This is a genomic window from Pseudomonas sp. 9Ag (assembly GCF_902506445.1).
Taxonomy (GTDB): domain Bacteria; phylum Pseudomonadota; class Gammaproteobacteria; order Pseudomonadales; family Pseudomonadaceae; genus Stutzerimonas; species Stutzerimonas stutzeri_AB.
Window position 1 is genome coordinate 1,903,498 of sequence record NZ_LR733836.1, and the last position, 15,121, is coordinate 1,918,618.

Sequence of the window (15,121 nt, forward strand, 5' to 3'; positions counted from 1 at the left end):
AACGCCATGAGCCGTTATCGTCCACCTCGCCCTGCCGGTACCCCTCTGATCACCCCCGAAGGCGAGGCAAGGCTACGAGCCGAGCTGCATGAACTGTGGCATGTGAAGCGGCCTCAGGTTACCCAGTCGGTCAGCGAGGCAGCCGCGCAAGGGGACCGTTCGGAAAACGCTGAATACACCTACGGCAAGAAGATGCTGCGCGAAATCGACAGCCGCGTGCGTTTTCTGACCAAACGGCTGGAGAAGCTCAAAGTGGTCGCAGAACAGCCCAGCGATCCCGGAAAGGTTTATTTCGGCGCATGGGTGACTGTCGAGGACGAAGAAGGAGAACAGGCCCGCTACCGTATCGTCGGCCCCGATGAGCTGGACCTGCGCCAAGGGCTGATCAGCATCGATTCACCGCTGGCGCGCGCTTTGGTGGGTAAAACGCTGGATGCCGAAGTCCAGGTGCAGACGCCTACCGGACCGAAACTCTGGTACATCACTGGCATCGACTATCCATGACCAGCTAGTTGTTTTCGGACCTATTGGTCACGAAATATCTCGATCTAGCCGATAAGTTCGGCCAACGTGCGCGCCATCACTTTCCTACCCAGCCGCTTGTTCCATCTGGTAACAGGCGTTTCGCTGATGCCGCTACGCCCACTAAGTTTCTGCGTAGGCGAAACACCGCGCCAGAGCACTTCACCCAGTCGCTAGACAAACTGGCACGAATGCTGCGCCGGTTATCGCTGCAGTACGCGCTAGGCGCGGTGAATGGCGAGGGATTGCCGAATCTCCAGTCACCCTAGATGAGTGCATTCATGAATAAGAACAAGACAGTGTTTGCTCTATGCCTCGGGACCGTCATGGCTGTTTCCAGCCAGGTCCAGGCCGGCCTGTTCGGCTCCAGCGGCTACACACAGACGCGTTATCCAATTGTGCTGGCGCACGGCATGCTCGGTTTCGACAGCATACTTGGCATCGATTACTGGTACGGCATTCCCCAGGCGCTTCGACGTGACGGTGCCCAGGTGTACGTCACTGAAGTCAGTCAGCTCAACACCTCGGAGCTTCGTGGGGAGGAGCTCCTGCAACAAGTCGAGGAGATCGTCGCGATCAGCGGCAAACCAAAGGTGAATCTGGTCGGCCACAGCCACGGCGGCCCGACTGTGCGCTACGTCGCTGCGGTCCGTCCCGACCTGGTGGCGTCGGTCACCAGCGTAGGCGCGCCGCACAAGGGGTCCGATGTTGCTGATCTGATCCGTCAGATTCCGGAAGGCTCCGGTGGCGAAGCCATCCTCGCCGGCATCATCAACGGAATGGGCGCATTGATTCACTTCCTTTCGGGAAGCACCAGTACCGAACCACAAGACTCGCTCGGTACGCTTGAATCGCTCAATAGCGAAGGTGCTGCTCGTTTCAATGCGAAGTATCCGCAAGGGGTGCCGACCAGTGCGTGCGGCGAAGGCGCCTACAAGGTCAACGGTGTGCGTTACTACTCCTGGAGCGGCACCAGCCCGCTGACCAACCCACTGGATGTGAGTGACGCCATGATGGGAGCAGGCTCGCTGGCATTTGACGAGCCCAATGACGGGCTCGTTGGCCGTTGTAGCTCACATCTGGGCATGGTCATCCGCGACAACTACCGGATGAACCATCTGGATGAAGTCAATCAGGTATTTGGCCTGACCAGCCTGTTTGAAACCGATCCGGTGACGGTGTATCGGCAGCATGCCAATCGGCTGAAAAACGCAGGTCTCTGAGGCTCCGGTGGGGCCTGCTGGCCCCACCTTCTGACTAGAAGGCATCCTGATGAAATTTATCGCCGCCCTGTTTGTGCTGACGCTGCTGATCGGCATTGTGATGAACGGCAGTGCCCCGCCCGACTCAGAACCTGCCCAAACGCAGAGCCGCACCGAGAACGATCGGATCAATACCAGCGAGACCCGTCTGCAAGAGCGCTCAGCTCCAATTACGCGGCCGCGGACAGACGCACCGCGCCGCCTGCCAGGCTCCTTTGCCGGCACCCAAGTGGACGGTCGACTTCGGGCTGACGCCGCCGGAAAGCTGATCATTGATGCTGAGATACGCCGCGTATTCGATTACTTCCTTGCCTCGATTGGCGAGGAGCCCCTGGAAACCAGCGTAACCCGCCTACGTCGCTATATCGAAGCGCACCTGCCCACGCCTGCAGCAGGCCACGCCACCCAGCTGCTGAGCCAGTACCTGAACTACAAGCGGCAGCTGCTGTTGCTGGAACAGCAGCATATGCAGCAGGCAGACATCGACGCCATGCGCAACCGGCTGCGCGCAGTTCAGCAGTTGCGTGCAGATATATTCGATGACCGGGTCCATCAGACCTTCTTCGGTCTGGACGAAGCAGCTGACCGCTTCATGCTGGAACGCCTGGCAATTCGTCATGACTCAAGTCTTGATGCGTCAGGCAAGGGCGCGGCACTGGACCGCTTGCGCAACAACCTGCCAGCGGAACTGCAGGATCCGATGGCGGCACAGATGCAAGTGCAGCTGCGCGAACAGACCCGCGCATTAGCAGCCAGTGGTGGCAACCCCACGGACCTGCGCCAGCTACGCCAGCAATTGGTTGGCAACGCAGCCGCAGCCCGTCTGGAGCAGCTCGACGCCAAGCGTCAAGCATGGCAGGCCCGCGTCACCGCCTACCGCGAGGAAAAACTTCAGATTGAACGCAGCCAGGGCCTCGGCCAAGCGGATAAACGTGCCGCCATTTCCCGCTTGGCGACCGAACGCTTCACCGAGCACGAGCGTCAGCGCCTTCAAGCGGCTGAGCAACTGGTTGCGGCTGAGCGCGGCTGAGCGTTCAGTTGCCGGCGCTTTGCGGGCCACCCTCGAGCAGATACCGCTCTCGGGTATAGGCCAGGTAATACTTGTTCACGGCATTGACGTAGCTGACCACGCCCATGCCCATGGTCGACATGGCAACGCGCTCGACCTGGAAAAACCATTGATCAGGATTGAGACCTCGACGCCGCGCTTCCGCACGCAAGCTCTGGACCCGCTGCGGACCGAGGTTGTACGCGGCCAGCACAAACGCCATGCGCTCGCGCTCATTCAGCCTGGGGCTGGAGAAAAAGGATTTGCGGATGCTTGCCAGATACTTCGCGCTGGCCAGCACATTGTTGTCCAGCTGGCCGATGTCCTGCACCCCCATGCTCCGAGCGGTCGCTGGCGTTACCTGCATCAGCCCGGTGGCGCCGGAGGCTCCGCGCGCAGATGGGTTCAGCGTCGACTCTTTGAAAGCCAAAGCCGCCAGGTTGAGCCAGTCAATCTCCTGCCCCTGAGCATGCCGCTGCAAGGTCGGACGCACCTTTTCCAGGCGCTGTCTGCCGACACGATCGAGCGGGTACTGAACCCGATAGAGCCTGCGGTAGACGCGAACAAATGCCGCATCCTGGTTATCCGGCGCGTTATAAGTTTGAAGAAAACGGTCGATGCTCGCGCGCAACATCCCCGCATTCTTTTGCACAAACCAGTGCATGTCAGCGGGAGCGCCCAACGTCAGCGTCGACTCGATGCGCAATTTCGGCAGCACTTTGACCCATCGCTCTGCAATCGGCTGCTCCACCACCGTTGCCGGATAGACGCCGGCCTGTACCATCTCCAGCACGTCTTCCACCGCCAGCGTGGGATCGACCCATTCGACGGCAATCGGTGCTCGCCCAGCCTGCATCAAGGTTCTATTGAGCTTGTCGAGCGCGGAGCCTGCGGCACTGCCAGCGGACAACGCCAAGCTACGACCGGAAAGTTGCTCGAAACTGTGATAGCGGGGTCCACCCTGCCGACTCACCAATACCATCGGCACCGGACCGATCAGCGAGCGACTGCGGCTCAGCCTGCGTATCGTTCCTTGCGGCAAGATTTCCCCGGGCGCGACCAGATCGCCCTCCCCGCGCTGCAGCGCGCCGAGCAGCTGATCCTTGGCCTTCGGAATGATCTTCAAGGTGATCGGAGGCCCTTTCGACCCGCGATTGAGATGCTGCTCGAACGCACGCAGGCGTACATACTCAACACCAATAGCTTCGCCTTTAACCTCGCCGGAGCTATTGCGACTTTGATTGACCAGCACCCGCAAAACGCCGCTGCGGCGGATGTCCGCAAGATCGCGTACGGTATCGCCCGATTGCCAGGCCTGCGGCCCCATCACCCGCGCAGACGCCGGCCAGGGCATAAGCACGAGCAGACACAGCAGCAAGGAAAATAGTCGGGTCATTTCCGGATATCGGCTCGAATCAGACAAGCTATACAGCGGATAGCCCGCCGCAGGGTGGCGAAGATTGTCACAGCCTTGGCCTGATCACCAGCAACACCTTTTCATCTACATTAATTATCATGCTCAAGTGCCTGATTTTAATGCATATATTTTGATCTCATAAGCGAGACATTTCATGCAGCTTGTCGACATCGGAGTCAACCTTACCCACCCTACCTTCGCCCGAGACCCACGCGCGGTCGTAGATCGTGCCCACGCAGCGGGCGTTGCCCAGCTGGTACTAACGGGCATCAGCCTCGACGAAAGCGAATCGGCGTTAGCACTCTGCCGGGAGCTGGATGAAGGCGGACATCGGCTGTTCTGCACAGCAGGCATTCACCCTCATGACGCGAGCCAATGGACTTCCAGTACCGGCGCACAGCTCATGGCCTTACTCGGCGAACCCGAGGCTCGCGCGGTTGGTGAATGCGGGTTGGATTTCAACCGGGACTTGTCTCCTCGCGCGCAACAGGAGCGAGTCCTTGAAGAACACCTGCAATTGGCAGTAGAAACCGGCCTGCCGGTGTTTCTTCATGAGCGCGACGCCGACCAACGTCTGGTACAGATTCTCAGGCCGTTCCGTGATCAGCTCAGCGCTGCAGTGGTGCACTGCTTTACCGGCGAAAAACGCGCCCTCTACGCCTATCTCGATCTAGACCTGCATATCGGTATCACCGGCTGGATCTGTGACGAGCGCCGCGGCACCCACCTACACCCATTGGTGCGCGACATTCCTGCGACCCGTTTGATGCTCGAAAGCGATGCTCCATATCTGCTACCACGCACGCTGCGACCCAAGCCCAAAGGTGGCCAGAACGAGCCAGCGTTTCTTCCTGAAGTGCTTCGTGAAGTGGCCCGGCACCGCGGTGTCAGCGAAGAACAGCTGGCGCAAAGCACGACGCATTGTGCTCAGGAATTCTTTCGTATACAGCCGATAAATGAGGACTGAACTGACTCAAGCCCAACACGTTTCGGCCGTTAACAGAACGGGTTCGCAAAAAAGCGGCGATGCCTCCGCACGACGAACCGTTCCGGTCATCGACATAAGAAGAGCATGCAATGGCTTTATGGATTCGCGATCTGTCACTGAAGTACAAGTTCTGGGCGCTGAACCTGGTGTCGTTCGCTACCACCTTGCTGCTGGTGCTCTTTGCCCTGCAACTTGAACAGCAGTCGCGAAGCCAGGACGCCCAGAACAACGCGCAGCAGATAGGGGCACTGATACAAAGCTGGCCAGAAGGCACAGCAATGCCCACGGGTGGTGACATTCAGATGTTTCCGGCTGGTCAGGCCATCACTATCGAGGGGCGACCAGTAGCCGCCCGCCAGGGGTGGGTAGCCATCGAGCATGACCGTCTGTTCGACACTACGCCGGTGCTGGGCGCCCAGCTTGTGACCAGACCGGGCGGAGAAACCCTAGCTGTGCTGGCGCGCGGGCCCAGTGCCATACAGCTGCTGGGTGAACATTTTCTGGGCTATGCCGTGGCTGTTGCTGTGCTGATGTTGGTGTTGCTGGCCGCATCCCAGCTGCTGATTCATTTCCTCCTCAGCCATCTCAATACACTCAAGAATGTCATGGTGCATGTCGAGCGCAGCGGCGATCTTGCGATGCGGGTGCCGTTGGCGAGCCGTGATGAAGTGGGCGAGATGGCAGCGGCATTTAACGCCATGCAGGCCGGTTATCAGCGCATTGTCGGCACCGTAGCCCAGGCGGCCACCCGCCTCGATGAAGGAGCGGCTCGCCTTGCATCGAGCATGGGTGAGGTCCGCCAGGGCATGCTCGGCCAGCAGAGCGAAACCGACCAGGCTGCAACCGCGATCAACGAGATGACCGCCACCGTCTACCACATCGCCGAACACGCCAGAGAGACGCGCGACCAATCACAGAGCGCGGACCAACTTGCGGGCAATGGGCAGCAGGTCGTAGGGCGAGTCGAGCGCTCGATATCCAGCCTGTCGCAGGGCGTACAGCAGACTGCCGAAACCATCGAGCAGCTTGCCGCCGACAGCCAGAAAATCAACGGCGTGGTCAGTGTCATTCACAGCATCGCCGAACAAACCAATCTGCTGGCATTGAACGCAGCCATTGAAGCGGCACGTGCGGGGGAAATGGGCCGAGGCTTCGCGGTGGTTGCGGATGAAGTGCGTAGCCTGGCCAAACGCGTTCAGGTATCCACTGACGAAATCACGCAGATGATCGCCGGGCTGCAGGGCATGACCCGCGACGCCGTCGAGTTCATGCAGGAGAGTTCGCTCAAGGCGGACGACTGCGTGCGCGAGGCACGTGAAGCAGGACTAGCACTTGAAGCCATCACCGCAGCGGTGGCACAGATGCGCGAGAGCAACACGCAGATTGCCGTCGCCGCCGAGCAACAAAGCGAAGTTGCCGAGGAGCTGAACCGCTCGGTCACCGGCATTCGCGACGTTACTGAGCAAACCGTGCAGCAAACCGTCGAGTCGGCGAATACCAGCGCTGAACTCGCCGCACTTTCTGGCGAGCTCAGCAAGGCTATCCACCAACTCAAGCTCTAACCGCGCATCAGCCTGTGAGGCTGACGTGCCTGCCCGCGGGGTTAACGACCCAGCGGGCAGCGCCCTAATTAACCGAAGACGGTTACCGTTTGCCGACTCAGGGCAATCAGCTCACCTTTGCCGGTCCATAACGCCGCGGCGCAATGACCGTAGCCGTCCTGAGCATGCTCGATCACCGCGCGGTATCGGCACCACTCGTGAGTGTCGATTATTGGCAGTGGCTGAACAAATTCGATAGTCCAGGTCAGCGAGCTGCCCGGCGCGAAACTGTTCAGATGAGGCAGCACTGCTGGCGGCCACGCGTCGACGAGCGCCAGCAGATGCGAGACGGTTACCGGCTCCCGGTCGACCTCGCCACGCTGACGAACCCATCCGCCCATTTCCCGTGAGGTATTACCAGAGAAAGGCAGACCACCGATGCCCCAGCGCATGACCAGATGGCGAGTGAACTCAGGTGTGGCGCCGCTGATGTAGGGCAACTCCTGACAGGCCTCCACCGGTGGCAGTTCAGGCGCCGGCTCAGCTTCCACCCTGACGGTAGAGACACGCGCCGCACCAAAACTGCCTTGCACCAATGTGACTACCTGCCCGTTCTGGACGGCACGGCCGAGCACCTGACTGACCGCCTTGCCTTCGCGCAGCACCTCGGCCTCAAAGCTAACGGGCACATCAACCGCAAGCGGCCCTACAAAGCTGATGGACAGCGACCGCACCGGGCGATCACTTGGCACCTTGGCCTGCATGGCTTCGAATACCAGCGCGGCGGCCAGCCCGCCGAAGCCGGCTCGCCCCTGCCCCCAGCTGGAAGGCACGACGACATCTTGAGGAGTTTCACGCACGGCTTGTAGCAGTTCGGACAGGGTCATTCCCAACCTCGGCTCGTTATTATTGGGTTTATCTTATCGCCGCACCCACCAGCACAGAAATCGGCGAATGATCGGTGATGTCATGCCATCGCGAGCAGCTATGGCTTCTCGCTGTCGATGTCACGCCGCCTTTTGCTCCCACTGCCACGCCAGGGTAGCTGTCGGCGCAACCTGTAGAGCGCAGCCTTCATCTCGGCCAGCTCGGTTGGCTGCCCCCCATAGCGGGCTTGTTCATACAGCCAGGAAAACCTCTGAATCTGGGCAGCAACATCCGGCAGCTGCTCTGCCGCGCGTTGTGCGAAGTCGCGCGCGCCTTCACCCGACTGCCGCGCTATGCCATGTCGCGCCAGTAGTTGTTCGAAGCGCTGGAACTGACGCAGCTGAGCATCCTGTTCCCGGCGCCAGGGCTTCAGGAGCGCAAGCGCCAGCAGGACAATCAGCAACGCACCCAGGGCGACCATCATAAAACCGAGATTGCGGGCGTCGACCTTGCCGAACAGGCCTCGCAACACTTCCAGCTGTCGTTCGCCCTGGTAATTCAGCACCCAGCGCTGCCAGCCGTAATTAAGACTGTTCCAACCAAACCGCAAGTCGTTCAGCCAGCTGATATCACGGTAGCGCCGGAGGTCCATCATGGCGCCTTCGATCAGATCCTGTTCATCGCCAAGCGCCTCCTCCAGCCCTCGCTCGATACGTTCCGGTGCGACCTGAAATGTCGGATCCACACTGACCCAACCGCTGCCCGCCTCCCAGTATTCGACCCAGGCATGAGCATCGAGTTGACGCACCGACAGGTAGTTGCCCGACGGGTTGACCTCCCCGCCCTGATAGCCGGCGACCACCCGCGCGGGAATACCTGCTGCGCGCAGGACAAAGGTCATCGCGCCTGCGTAATGCACGCAAAATCCGTTCAAGGTCTCGAATAGGAAACCGTCGACGATATCCTCACCAACGGGCGAAGGACGCAACGTATAGCGGTAGGGCTGCTGGTTGAAATGGCTAAGCAGTGCTTGCACGGTTGCCTTGGGTGTCTGGTGCTGACGCCGCAGTTCTGCGGCCCAGGCCCTGCTGCGTAAGTTACCCGATGAGGGCAGCTCTAGAGCCCGCCCGAGGGTCGTAGGTCCAGCGTCTGGTTCACGCAGCGCCTCCGGCCAGGATGTCGCCCGGTACAGCAGCGGCTTCTCAACCGGCCGTGGGCGCGCCAGGTGGAAGTCGCTCATCAGTCGCACGTCGCCTGCATCTACCTGCGCTACGTCTAATGCATACAACCAAGGCCGCCCACTGGGCTGCATGACGATACTGTACACAACCGGCGCGCCCCGCGGCGACCACTCCGGGGCTCGTGGAAGCTGCGATGAAAAAGACTGAGACCACCGCCGGCCATCGAAACGCTCGAAGGTGACCGCACGCCAGTACAGCTGGTCCCGCTCGGGGATCGGGCCTTCAAAACTGGCGCGAAACGCCAGTGCATTCGAGCGACTCAGTTCGGCCATGTCGCCCGGCGACATGCTGTCAGCCAGACCCGTCACGCCGCGATCCTTCGGCTGCGGCAATGACCAGAGCGGTCCCAAGCGCGGAAAAAGCACGAACAGGACCAGCATCAAGGGAATCGCCTGCAGAAGCAGAGCGCCAGCCAGTCGCAGCGTCGGCCAGGGATGTGTGCCCGCCGGACTCTGCTGCAGACCTATCATCGCCGCCAGCAGCGCGACGATTGGTGCCAGACTGTAAAGCCCGGCGAGCAGCCCGTCATTGAACAAATAACTGGTGACCACGGCAAAGAAGCCAAGAAACACCAGGACAAGGGCATCGCGACGGCTGCGCATTTCGACCAGCTTGAGGATGAACGCCGCGATGAGCAACACCACGCCAGCATCGAGCCCGATCAACCCCCCGCGCGAAAAATAGACGCCAAACGCAGCGCCTAGCATCATCACTGCTTTCACCCAACCCCGCGGGTATCGAGCGCGCATGCGAAAAATTTGCACCCGCCAGATCGCGCAACCCAGCCAGAGGCCAATGATCCAGAACGGCAGATGAGCCAGATGCGGCAAGATGACCAGCACCTGGGCTACCAACAGCCAGATCAGGCCATTGCGCGGGATGGGCTGCAGGCTGCTCATTTCGGCTCCACAGACGGCAGTCCGAACAACGCCAATGCCCGAAGGCTGCGGTTGCGGTGTTCTACGCCAGCGCCAGCTTCGATGGTGGCGTCCGCGACACGGAGGGCGAAGGGCTGCTGGCGCGCCGACAGCTCCACTACCCAGTGGCAGAGCAACGACAATCGGGATTCGACATCGCCGTCGAGTGCAGCAAAATCCAGTAATGGGTCCTCGCCGGACAGCGCAGTGAAATCCTTGACCAGCAAGCCTTGCCCTCTAGAGTAGGCTTTCCAGTTCAAACGTTTTCTCGAGTCGCCTGGTTGCCAGGGGCGCAAGCCTTGGTAATCGTCGATGCCGCTGCCCTGCGCCAGCGAACCCTCAGCGCTCTCTTCGGCGTGCCCGCCGGTTTTTGGCGGCTCGCCTGCGACTGGGCGTGGATAGACCAGTGCGGCCTGCTGCAGGTCTACCCAGCTCCAGGCCACCAGAATGCCCAAGGGAAACCTGCTTTCCACACGTAACCGTCCAGGTCTCAACCAGCCACGTTTCTCGGTGGGCAGGCTCAGTTCCAGTTCGCAGGTCCCTGCTGCCGGCACGTCGACCAACTGCAGGCCACTTTTAGGCCAACCCACCGAGACGGCCTGGTACAGGCGACCCCGGCTTTCCAGACGCACCCGCAAGCGGGCCTGCTCGCCGAGGAAAACCGCTTCGGAGCCACCTGCTTTCAATTCGAGCCCTGCCAGATTGCGCCAGGTATGCAGAATCGCCACGACAAATACCGAGCCCAATAAAAATGTCAGGGCGTAAGCCAGACTGTTCTCGTAGTTAATCGCGGCAAGCAACATCAACAGCAGCGCGACCAGGAAACTCATCCCGACCGTCGTAGGCATGATGAAGATGCGACGCTGGTTGAGGCGTACGCTAGGGCCTGGCGGTATGCGTTTCAGCAGCCAGCGATCTCGTATCCGTGGTAGCACTCGCATAACCGCCCCCGTCAGTCCGGCAGAGGCGGCGTCACAGCGCCGGCACTTCGCGCAGCAGCCATTGCACCAATGCGCCGCCGCCATGTCCGGTGGCATCGGCGCGTTCGCGCAAGCGATGGCCAACCACCGAGGGCAGTACCGCCTGGACGTCTTCCGGGATTACATAGTCTCGACCGTCGAGAAAGGCCCAGGCACGGGCTGCCGCCAGCAGCGCCAGGCTCGCACGGGGTGACAAGCCCCAGGCGAATTGCGGCTGGGTGCGCGTGGCCTCGACCAGGCGCAGGACGTAATCGACCAGAGCATCACTGACGCGAACGGCGCTCACCGCCTGCTGGATAGCAACTAACTCGGCGCGATCCAGCTGGGGTTGTAATCGGGCGAGCAAATCGCGACGCGAATCGCCGAGGAGTAATGCTTTCTCCGCCGCTTTAGCCGGGTAACCCAGCGAAAGGCGCATGAGAAAGCGATCCAGCTGTGATTCAGGCAGGGCAAATGTACCGCCGGAGCTGACCGGGTTCTGCGTGGCGACCACGAAGAAGGGCTCGGGCAAAGGTCGCGTCGCGCCCTCGATAGTGACTTGCCCTTCTTCCATGGCTTCAAGCAGCGCGCTCTGGCTCTTTGGTGTAGCCCGGTTGATTTCGTCCGCCAGTACCAGCTCAGCGAAGATCGGTCCCGGATGAAACACAAACTGAGCGCTTTCCTTGTCAAATACCGAGGTGCCGAGAATATCGCCCGGCAGCAGGTCGGAGGTAAACTGGATGCGCTGGAAATCCAGCCCCATGACCTTCGCAAGCGCATGGCTCAAGGTCGTCTTGCCCATACCGGGCAGGTCCTCGACCAGTAGGTGCCCCCTCGCCAGCAGGCAGGCCATGGCTAATCGCACCTGCGATTGCTTGCCGAGCAGCACTTCATTGACCGACCGCAGACAGACTTCCAATCGGGTGCGCATGCAACTCTCCTTTGTTTGTTCCTTCGATCCTACTGACCCGGCGAGCGCAGGCAAAGCGGTGAAAACCTGGTGTTGAGAAGTTGTGATACGTCACTTGATCCGGCGGGTGATGACGCCACACCGCTTCACAGCTTCACAGCTTCACAGCTTGGGTCGTTTCCTGACCCAAGCGATCAGAAACCTGGGCGACTGTCAGGGTCGCTGCATCTCGAAACGCTCACGCGTATAGCTATACGCTGCGCCGCCCAGCCTGCCGACCAGATCAAGCCGGGCCGAATCGACGCGACCGCGCTCATCGAGAACACCGTCGTCGATGTGCGCTAACAACACTTCGGCGAAGATGAGCTGGCAATTAGGCGACTCGGGCGGATATGGCAGGATCTGCGCTACGCGACATTCGAAGGCAACCGGCGCTCCGGCGACCCGCCGCACCTTCACGAGGCTAGCCGGTTCGCTGGCAATCTCGCAGTGCTCAAACTCGCTGATGCCGTGTGCCAAGGTAGCCGCAGAGGCGTTCATCGCTTCGGCATGCTCGGCGCTGACGAGTTGAACAACGAGCTCCCCTGTCTCGTGCGCGTTGCGAGCGGTGTCTTTGGGTAGGCCGTCTTTCAGACCGACATTGATCAGCAGTGTCGGGGGGTTACTGCTGATGACTTGGAAGAAGCTGAACGGGGCAAGATTGCTGACGCCCGACGTCGAGCATGTCGAGACCCAGGCAATCGGCCGCGGCGTAATGGTCGACGTTAGCCAACGATAGGCCTCGACCGGTGCCAGCGTGGAAAAATCAAGCTGCATGTAGATCCCTGCTGAGTCGGTTCGGTAATCGCGAGGAACCAATGGATAAGGAAGTGGCAGCCAGGCGACCGCCACAGCATGGCAGCAACATCAGCGTCCTGCGCGGGACTCACGCAGGTAGAAACGGGCCTTCTTGGCCTTCTCCACGCAGCCTTGGTAGGCCTCAAATTGTTGCTGGGTCTTGGCGCCGGTCAGCAGTGCCATCGCCTTGGAATAGCTAACAGTGCCGGCGAAGCCTTCCGCCTCGGCCAGGCTCTGCTCTTCCCAGGCGGCGTTCAGCTGAGACGCACAGCTGTCTCGATAGGCAGTCTTGGCGGCGCAACCGGTCAGGGTCAGTGCTAACAGCGATAGACAGATTAAGTTCTTCATCCCTAGATCCTCGTTTTGAGACCTGCTCAGTGTTGATGCCCCGCAGCGCGCTCGCGCAAAAACTCGACGACTGCGTGCTGCTCACCAGCGAACTCGATTCTGGCGGCCTTGCTTTCACGTTGGTAGGTATACATCGGATCGTAGTACTGCCTCAGCAACGCCTCGATCCATCCGCGATGCAGATCAACCGAACCCGTACTTGCCTGTTCGGCAAGTGCCTGATCCATGATCGCTGCCAGCCGTGCGTAGCATTCACCGCCGAGCCGCTTGCTGATATTGACCAGGCTTTGCTGCAAACGCTCGGCAAATGCGGTGAATCCTTCCTCGCCGAACTCGGTGATGAATTCTGCGCAGAGATCGATCACATAGTCCTTGAGGATACGATCAACCCGGCCCTCGAGACTGTCTTCGAGCCAGACCAGCGGATAGCGCTGCATACCCTGGAACAAGGGCAGCGGGATAGAACAGCGTCCGACCAGCCGCGCTTCATCTTCCAGCACGAACTGCCTGGCACCGGCTTTCTGCATCTTCAACAAGCGAATCGCCAGGGCGTTCTCGAAGTCGATCTGCACCGGCTGCGGCGTGGCGCGCTTGCCAAAGCTAGAGCCGCGATGATTGGCAATGCCTTCCAGATCGACCCCCTCTTCCAGACGCGCCAGCACCTCGGTTTTGCCCGTCCCGGTCATACCGCCGACCAGCACGAAATTGTCATGCGCGGCCGCATGTTCGATGGTGTCCAGCAGAAAATGGCGCATCGCCTTGTAGCCACCGGTCACGCGCGGATAGTCGATTCCCGCCTCGGTTTTGAGCCACTGCTGCACCAGCTGTGAACGCAACCCGCCACGGAAACAGTAGATGTAGCCCTGAGGGTTGTTGCGCGCGAAGTCGGCCCAAGCCTGAATACGTTCGTCCTTGACCTGACCACTCACCAGCCGGTGGCCCAACTCGATCGCCGCTTGCTGCCCCTGCTGCTTGTAACAGGTGCCGACCTTCTGGCGCTCGAGATCGTTCATCAGCGGCAGGTTGACCACCCCGGGGAACGCGCCCTTTGTAAATTCAACAGGCGCTCGTGCGTCCATCATCGGCACGTCGTTGAGGAAAAGCTCGGCAAAATTATCGGTATCGCCACGCATCAACGTACCTCAACCGCAAAGGCGCCGGCTTCGATCAACTCACCGATCGGTTGGAGAAGCAGGCCGAGTTCAGCGGCCACCGCGAGGAATTCGGTCTCACCTTCAGGGTCAACGGCTACCAACAAACCGCCGCTGGTTTGCGGATCGCACAGCAACTGCTTCTGCACCTCGTCAATGGCGGCGATACGGTCACCATAACTCTCGAAGTTGCGCCCCGTACCGCCAGGCACACAGCCCTGTTCGAGGTAATACTCGACACCTTCCAGACGCGGCACGTGGGCGTAGTCGATGCACGCAGTCACAGCGCTGCCATCGGCCATTTCGACCAGGTGCCCGAGCAGCCCGAAACCGGTGACGTCTGTCATCGCCCGCACGCAGTCGAGCTTGCCGAAGCGGCTACCGGGCGTGTTGAGCGTGCACATCCAGTCACGCGCCCTGCCGACATCCTCGGGCCGCAACTTGGTCTTCTTCTCCGCGGTGGTGAGAATGCCTATCCCAAGGGGCTTGGTTAGATAGAGCTTGCAGCCAACCGTGGCTGTGTCGTTACGTTTCATCTGGTTCTTTTTGACCAGACCGGTCACGGCCAGACCGAATATCGGTTCGGGCGCATCGATCGAATGCCCACCGGCTAGCGGAATGCCTGCGGCCTCACACACGGCTCGACCACCCGCGATGACCTCGCGCGCCACCTCAGGCGGCAGCACGTTGACGGGCCAGCCAAGGATGGCGATTGCCATCAGCGGATCACCGCCCATCGCATAGATATCACTGATGGCATTGGTCGCGGCGATACGGCCGAAATCGAAGGGATCGTCGACGATTGGCATGAAGAAATCGGTAGTCGATACCACGCCGCGTTCTTCGTCGATGCCGTAAACCGCAGCGTCATCACGCGAGGCATTTCCGACCCACAGGCGCGGGTCAAGGTTCTGTGCCCCGCTGCCGGCGAGGATCACGTCCAGCACCTTGGGCGAAATCTTGCAGCCGCAGCCGGCACCGTGGCTGTATTGAGTGAGGCGGATGGGTTCGCTCATATGGGAAAGACTCTCGTGATGCTGGCAAACGGGCGACGATTGTAGCAAGGCTGGTGGTCACATCGCTGCGGCGTGAGCCGAAGGGATTGCACGGAAA

At 60.6% G+C, this 15,121-nt stretch carries 14 protein-coding genes; 5 read left to right on the forward strand and 9 right to left on the reverse strand.

Annotation, left to right across the window (positions count from 1 at the left end; all coding sequences use genetic code 11):
* Window positions 1–6: 6 nt before the first annotated feature.
* The 3 genes from greB (at window position 7) to ALTERO38_RS08380 (ending at window position 2,814) form a co-directional block, all read left to right on the forward strand.
* Window positions 7–504, forward strand: coding sequence for a transcription elongation factor GreB (greB, locus tag ALTERO38_RS08370; RefSeq protein WP_159968016.1), 498 nt, complete (start codon window positions 7–9; stop codon window positions 502–504).
* Between the two features lie 344 nt (window positions 505–848).
* On the forward strand, window positions 849–1,745 hold the full coding sequence (locus ALTERO38_RS08375) for a triacylglycerol lipase (protein WP_372239408.1): 897 nt from the start codon (window positions 849–851) through the stop codon (window positions 1,743–1,745).
* Window positions 1,746–1,794: 49 nt separating this feature from the next.
* Window positions 1,795–2,814 carry a lipase secretion chaperone gene (locus ALTERO38_RS08380; RefSeq protein WP_159968020.1) on the forward strand — a complete coding sequence of 340 codons (1,020 nt, stop codon included), beginning with the start codon at window positions 1,795–1,797 and terminating at the stop codon, window positions 2,812–2,814.
* 4 nt (window positions 2,815–2,818) lie between these two features.
* Here ALTERO38_RS08380 and ALTERO38_RS08385 read toward each other — a convergent pair whose 3' ends face one another.
* Window positions 2,819–4,228, reverse strand: coding sequence for a transglycosylase SLT domain-containing protein (locus tag ALTERO38_RS08385; RefSeq protein ID WP_159968022.1), 1,410 nt, complete (start codon window positions 4,226–4,228; stop codon window positions 2,819–2,821).
* Window positions 4,229–4,403: 175 nt separating this feature from the next.
* Here ALTERO38_RS08385 and ALTERO38_RS08390 point away from each other — a divergent pair, with 175 nt between their 5' ends.
* Together ALTERO38_RS08390 and ALTERO38_RS08395 are read left to right on the forward strand one after the other, a co-directional pair.
* A complete protein-coding gene (locus ALTERO38_RS08390) occupies window positions 4,404–5,216 on the forward strand; it encodes a TatD family hydrolase (RefSeq protein ID WP_159968024.1) in 813 nt (270 codons plus the stop codon).
* Between the two features lie 110 nt (window positions 5,217–5,326).
* Entirely contained in the window at window positions 5,327–6,799 is a 1,473-nt protein-coding gene (locus tag ALTERO38_RS08395; RefSeq protein WP_159968026.1) for a methyl-accepting chemotaxis protein, read from the forward strand.
* 68 nt (window positions 6,800–6,867) lie between these two features.
* On the opposite strand, the gene ALTERO38_RS08400 is transcribed toward ALTERO38_RS08395, so the two are convergent.
* From ALTERO38_RS08400 to selD, 8 genes are all read right to left on the reverse strand, one after another.
* A complete protein-coding gene (locus ALTERO38_RS08400; protein ID WP_159968027.1) occupies window positions 6,868–7,665 on the reverse strand; it encodes an acyl-CoA thioesterase II in 798 nt (265 codons plus the stop codon).
* A gap of 98 nt (window positions 7,666–7,763) precedes the next feature.
* Complete coding sequence (locus ALTERO38_RS08405; RefSeq protein ID WP_159968029.1) at window positions 7,764–9,785, reverse strand: DUF3488 and transglutaminase-like domain-containing protein; 2,022 nt, start codon at window positions 9,783–9,785, stop codon at window positions 7,764–7,766.
* Complete coding sequence (locus tag ALTERO38_RS08410; RefSeq protein ID WP_159968031.1) at window positions 9,782–10,744, reverse strand: DUF58 domain-containing protein; 963 nt, start codon at window positions 10,742–10,744, stop codon at window positions 9,782–9,784. The genes ALTERO38_RS08405 and ALTERO38_RS08410 overlap by 4 nt, the downstream gene beginning before the upstream one ends.
* Window positions 10,745–10,775: 31 nt before the next feature.
* On the reverse strand, window positions 10,776–11,693 hold the full coding sequence (locus ALTERO38_RS08415; RefSeq protein WP_159968033.1) for a MoxR family ATPase: 918 nt from the start codon (window positions 11,691–11,693) through the stop codon (window positions 10,776–10,778).
* 192 nt (window positions 11,694–11,885) lie between these two features.
* On the reverse strand, window positions 11,886–12,488 hold the full coding sequence (locus ALTERO38_RS08420; protein WP_159968035.1) for a flavin reductase family protein: 603 nt from the start codon (window positions 12,486–12,488) through the stop codon (window positions 11,886–11,888).
* A gap of 90 nt (window positions 12,489–12,578) precedes the next feature.
* Window positions 12,579–12,857: a hypothetical protein gene (locus ALTERO38_RS08425; RefSeq protein ID WP_073299532.1), complete on the reverse strand. Its 279-nt coding sequence runs from the start codon at window positions 12,855–12,857 to the stop codon at window positions 12,579–12,581.
* 26 nt (window positions 12,858–12,883) lie between these two features.
* On the reverse strand, window positions 12,884–13,990 hold the full coding sequence (mnmH, locus tag ALTERO38_RS08430; protein WP_159968037.1) for a tRNA 2-selenouridine(34) synthase MnmH: 1,107 nt from the start codon (window positions 13,988–13,990) through the stop codon (window positions 12,884–12,886).
* The gene (gene selD, locus ALTERO38_RS08435; RefSeq protein ID WP_159968039.1) at window positions 13,990–15,024 is read right to left on the reverse strand and encodes a selenide, water dikinase SelD; all 1,035 of its coding nucleotides are present in this window, start codon (window positions 15,022–15,024) and stop codon (window positions 13,990–13,992) included. The genes mnmH and selD overlap by 1 nt, the downstream gene beginning before the upstream one ends.
* Window positions 15,025–15,121: the final 97 nt, after the last annotated feature.

Excerpts from the sequence above, each read along its gene's own strand:
- ALTERO38_RS08385 (WP_159968022.1), bottom strand. The coding sequence starts at position 4,228 with ATGACCCGACTATTTTCCTTGCTGCTGTGTCTGCTCGTGCTTATGCCC.
- ALTERO38_RS08380 (WP_159968020.1), top strand. The coding sequence starts at position 1,795 with ATGAAATTTATCGCCGCCCTGTTTGTGCTGACGCTGCTGATCGGCATT.
- selD (WP_159968039.1), bottom strand. The coding sequence starts at position 15,024 with ATGAGCGAACCCATCCGCCTCACTCAATACAGCCACGGTGCCGGCTGC.
- ALTERO38_RS08425 (WP_073299532.1), bottom strand. The coding sequence starts at position 12,857 with ATGAAGAACTTAATCTGTCTATCGCTGTTAGCACTGACCCTGACCGGT.
- ALTERO38_RS08400 (WP_159968027.1), bottom strand. The coding sequence starts at position 7,665 with ATGACCCTGTCCGAACTGCTACAAGCCGTGCGTGAAACTCCTCAAGAT.
- ALTERO38_RS08390 (WP_159968024.1), top strand. The coding sequence starts at position 4,404 with ATGCAGCTTGTCGACATCGGAGTCAACCTTACCCACCCTACCTTCGCC.
- ALTERO38_RS08395 (WP_159968026.1), top strand. The coding sequence starts at position 5,327 with ATGGCTTTATGGATTCGCGATCTGTCACTGAAGTACAAGTTCTGGGCG.
- ALTERO38_RS08415 (WP_159968033.1), bottom strand. The coding sequence starts at position 11,693 with ATGCGCACCCGATTGGAAGTCTGTCTGCGGTCGGTCAATGAAGTGCTG.
- greB (WP_159968016.1), top strand. The coding sequence starts at position 7 with ATGAGCCGTTATCGTCCACCTCGCCCTGCCGGTACCCCTCTGATCACC.
- ALTERO38_RS08405 (WP_159968029.1), bottom strand. The coding sequence starts at position 9,785 with ATGAGCAGCCTGCAGCCCATCCCGCGCAATGGCCTGATCTGGCTGTTG.
- ALTERO38_RS08375 (WP_372239408.1), top strand. The coding sequence starts at position 849 with ATGGCTGTTTCCAGCCAGGTCCAGGCCGGCCTGTTCGGCTCCAGCGGC.
- mnmH (WP_159968037.1), bottom strand. The coding sequence starts at position 13,990 with ATGCGTGGCGATACCGATAATTTTGCCGAGCTTTTCCTCAACGACGTG.
- ALTERO38_RS08420 (WP_159968035.1), bottom strand. The coding sequence starts at position 12,488 with ATGCAGCTTGATTTTTCCACGCTGGCACCGGTCGAGGCCTATCGTTGG.
- ALTERO38_RS08410 (WP_159968031.1), bottom strand. The coding sequence starts at position 10,744 with ATGCGAGTGCTACCACGGATACGAGATCGCTGGCTGCTGAAACGCATA.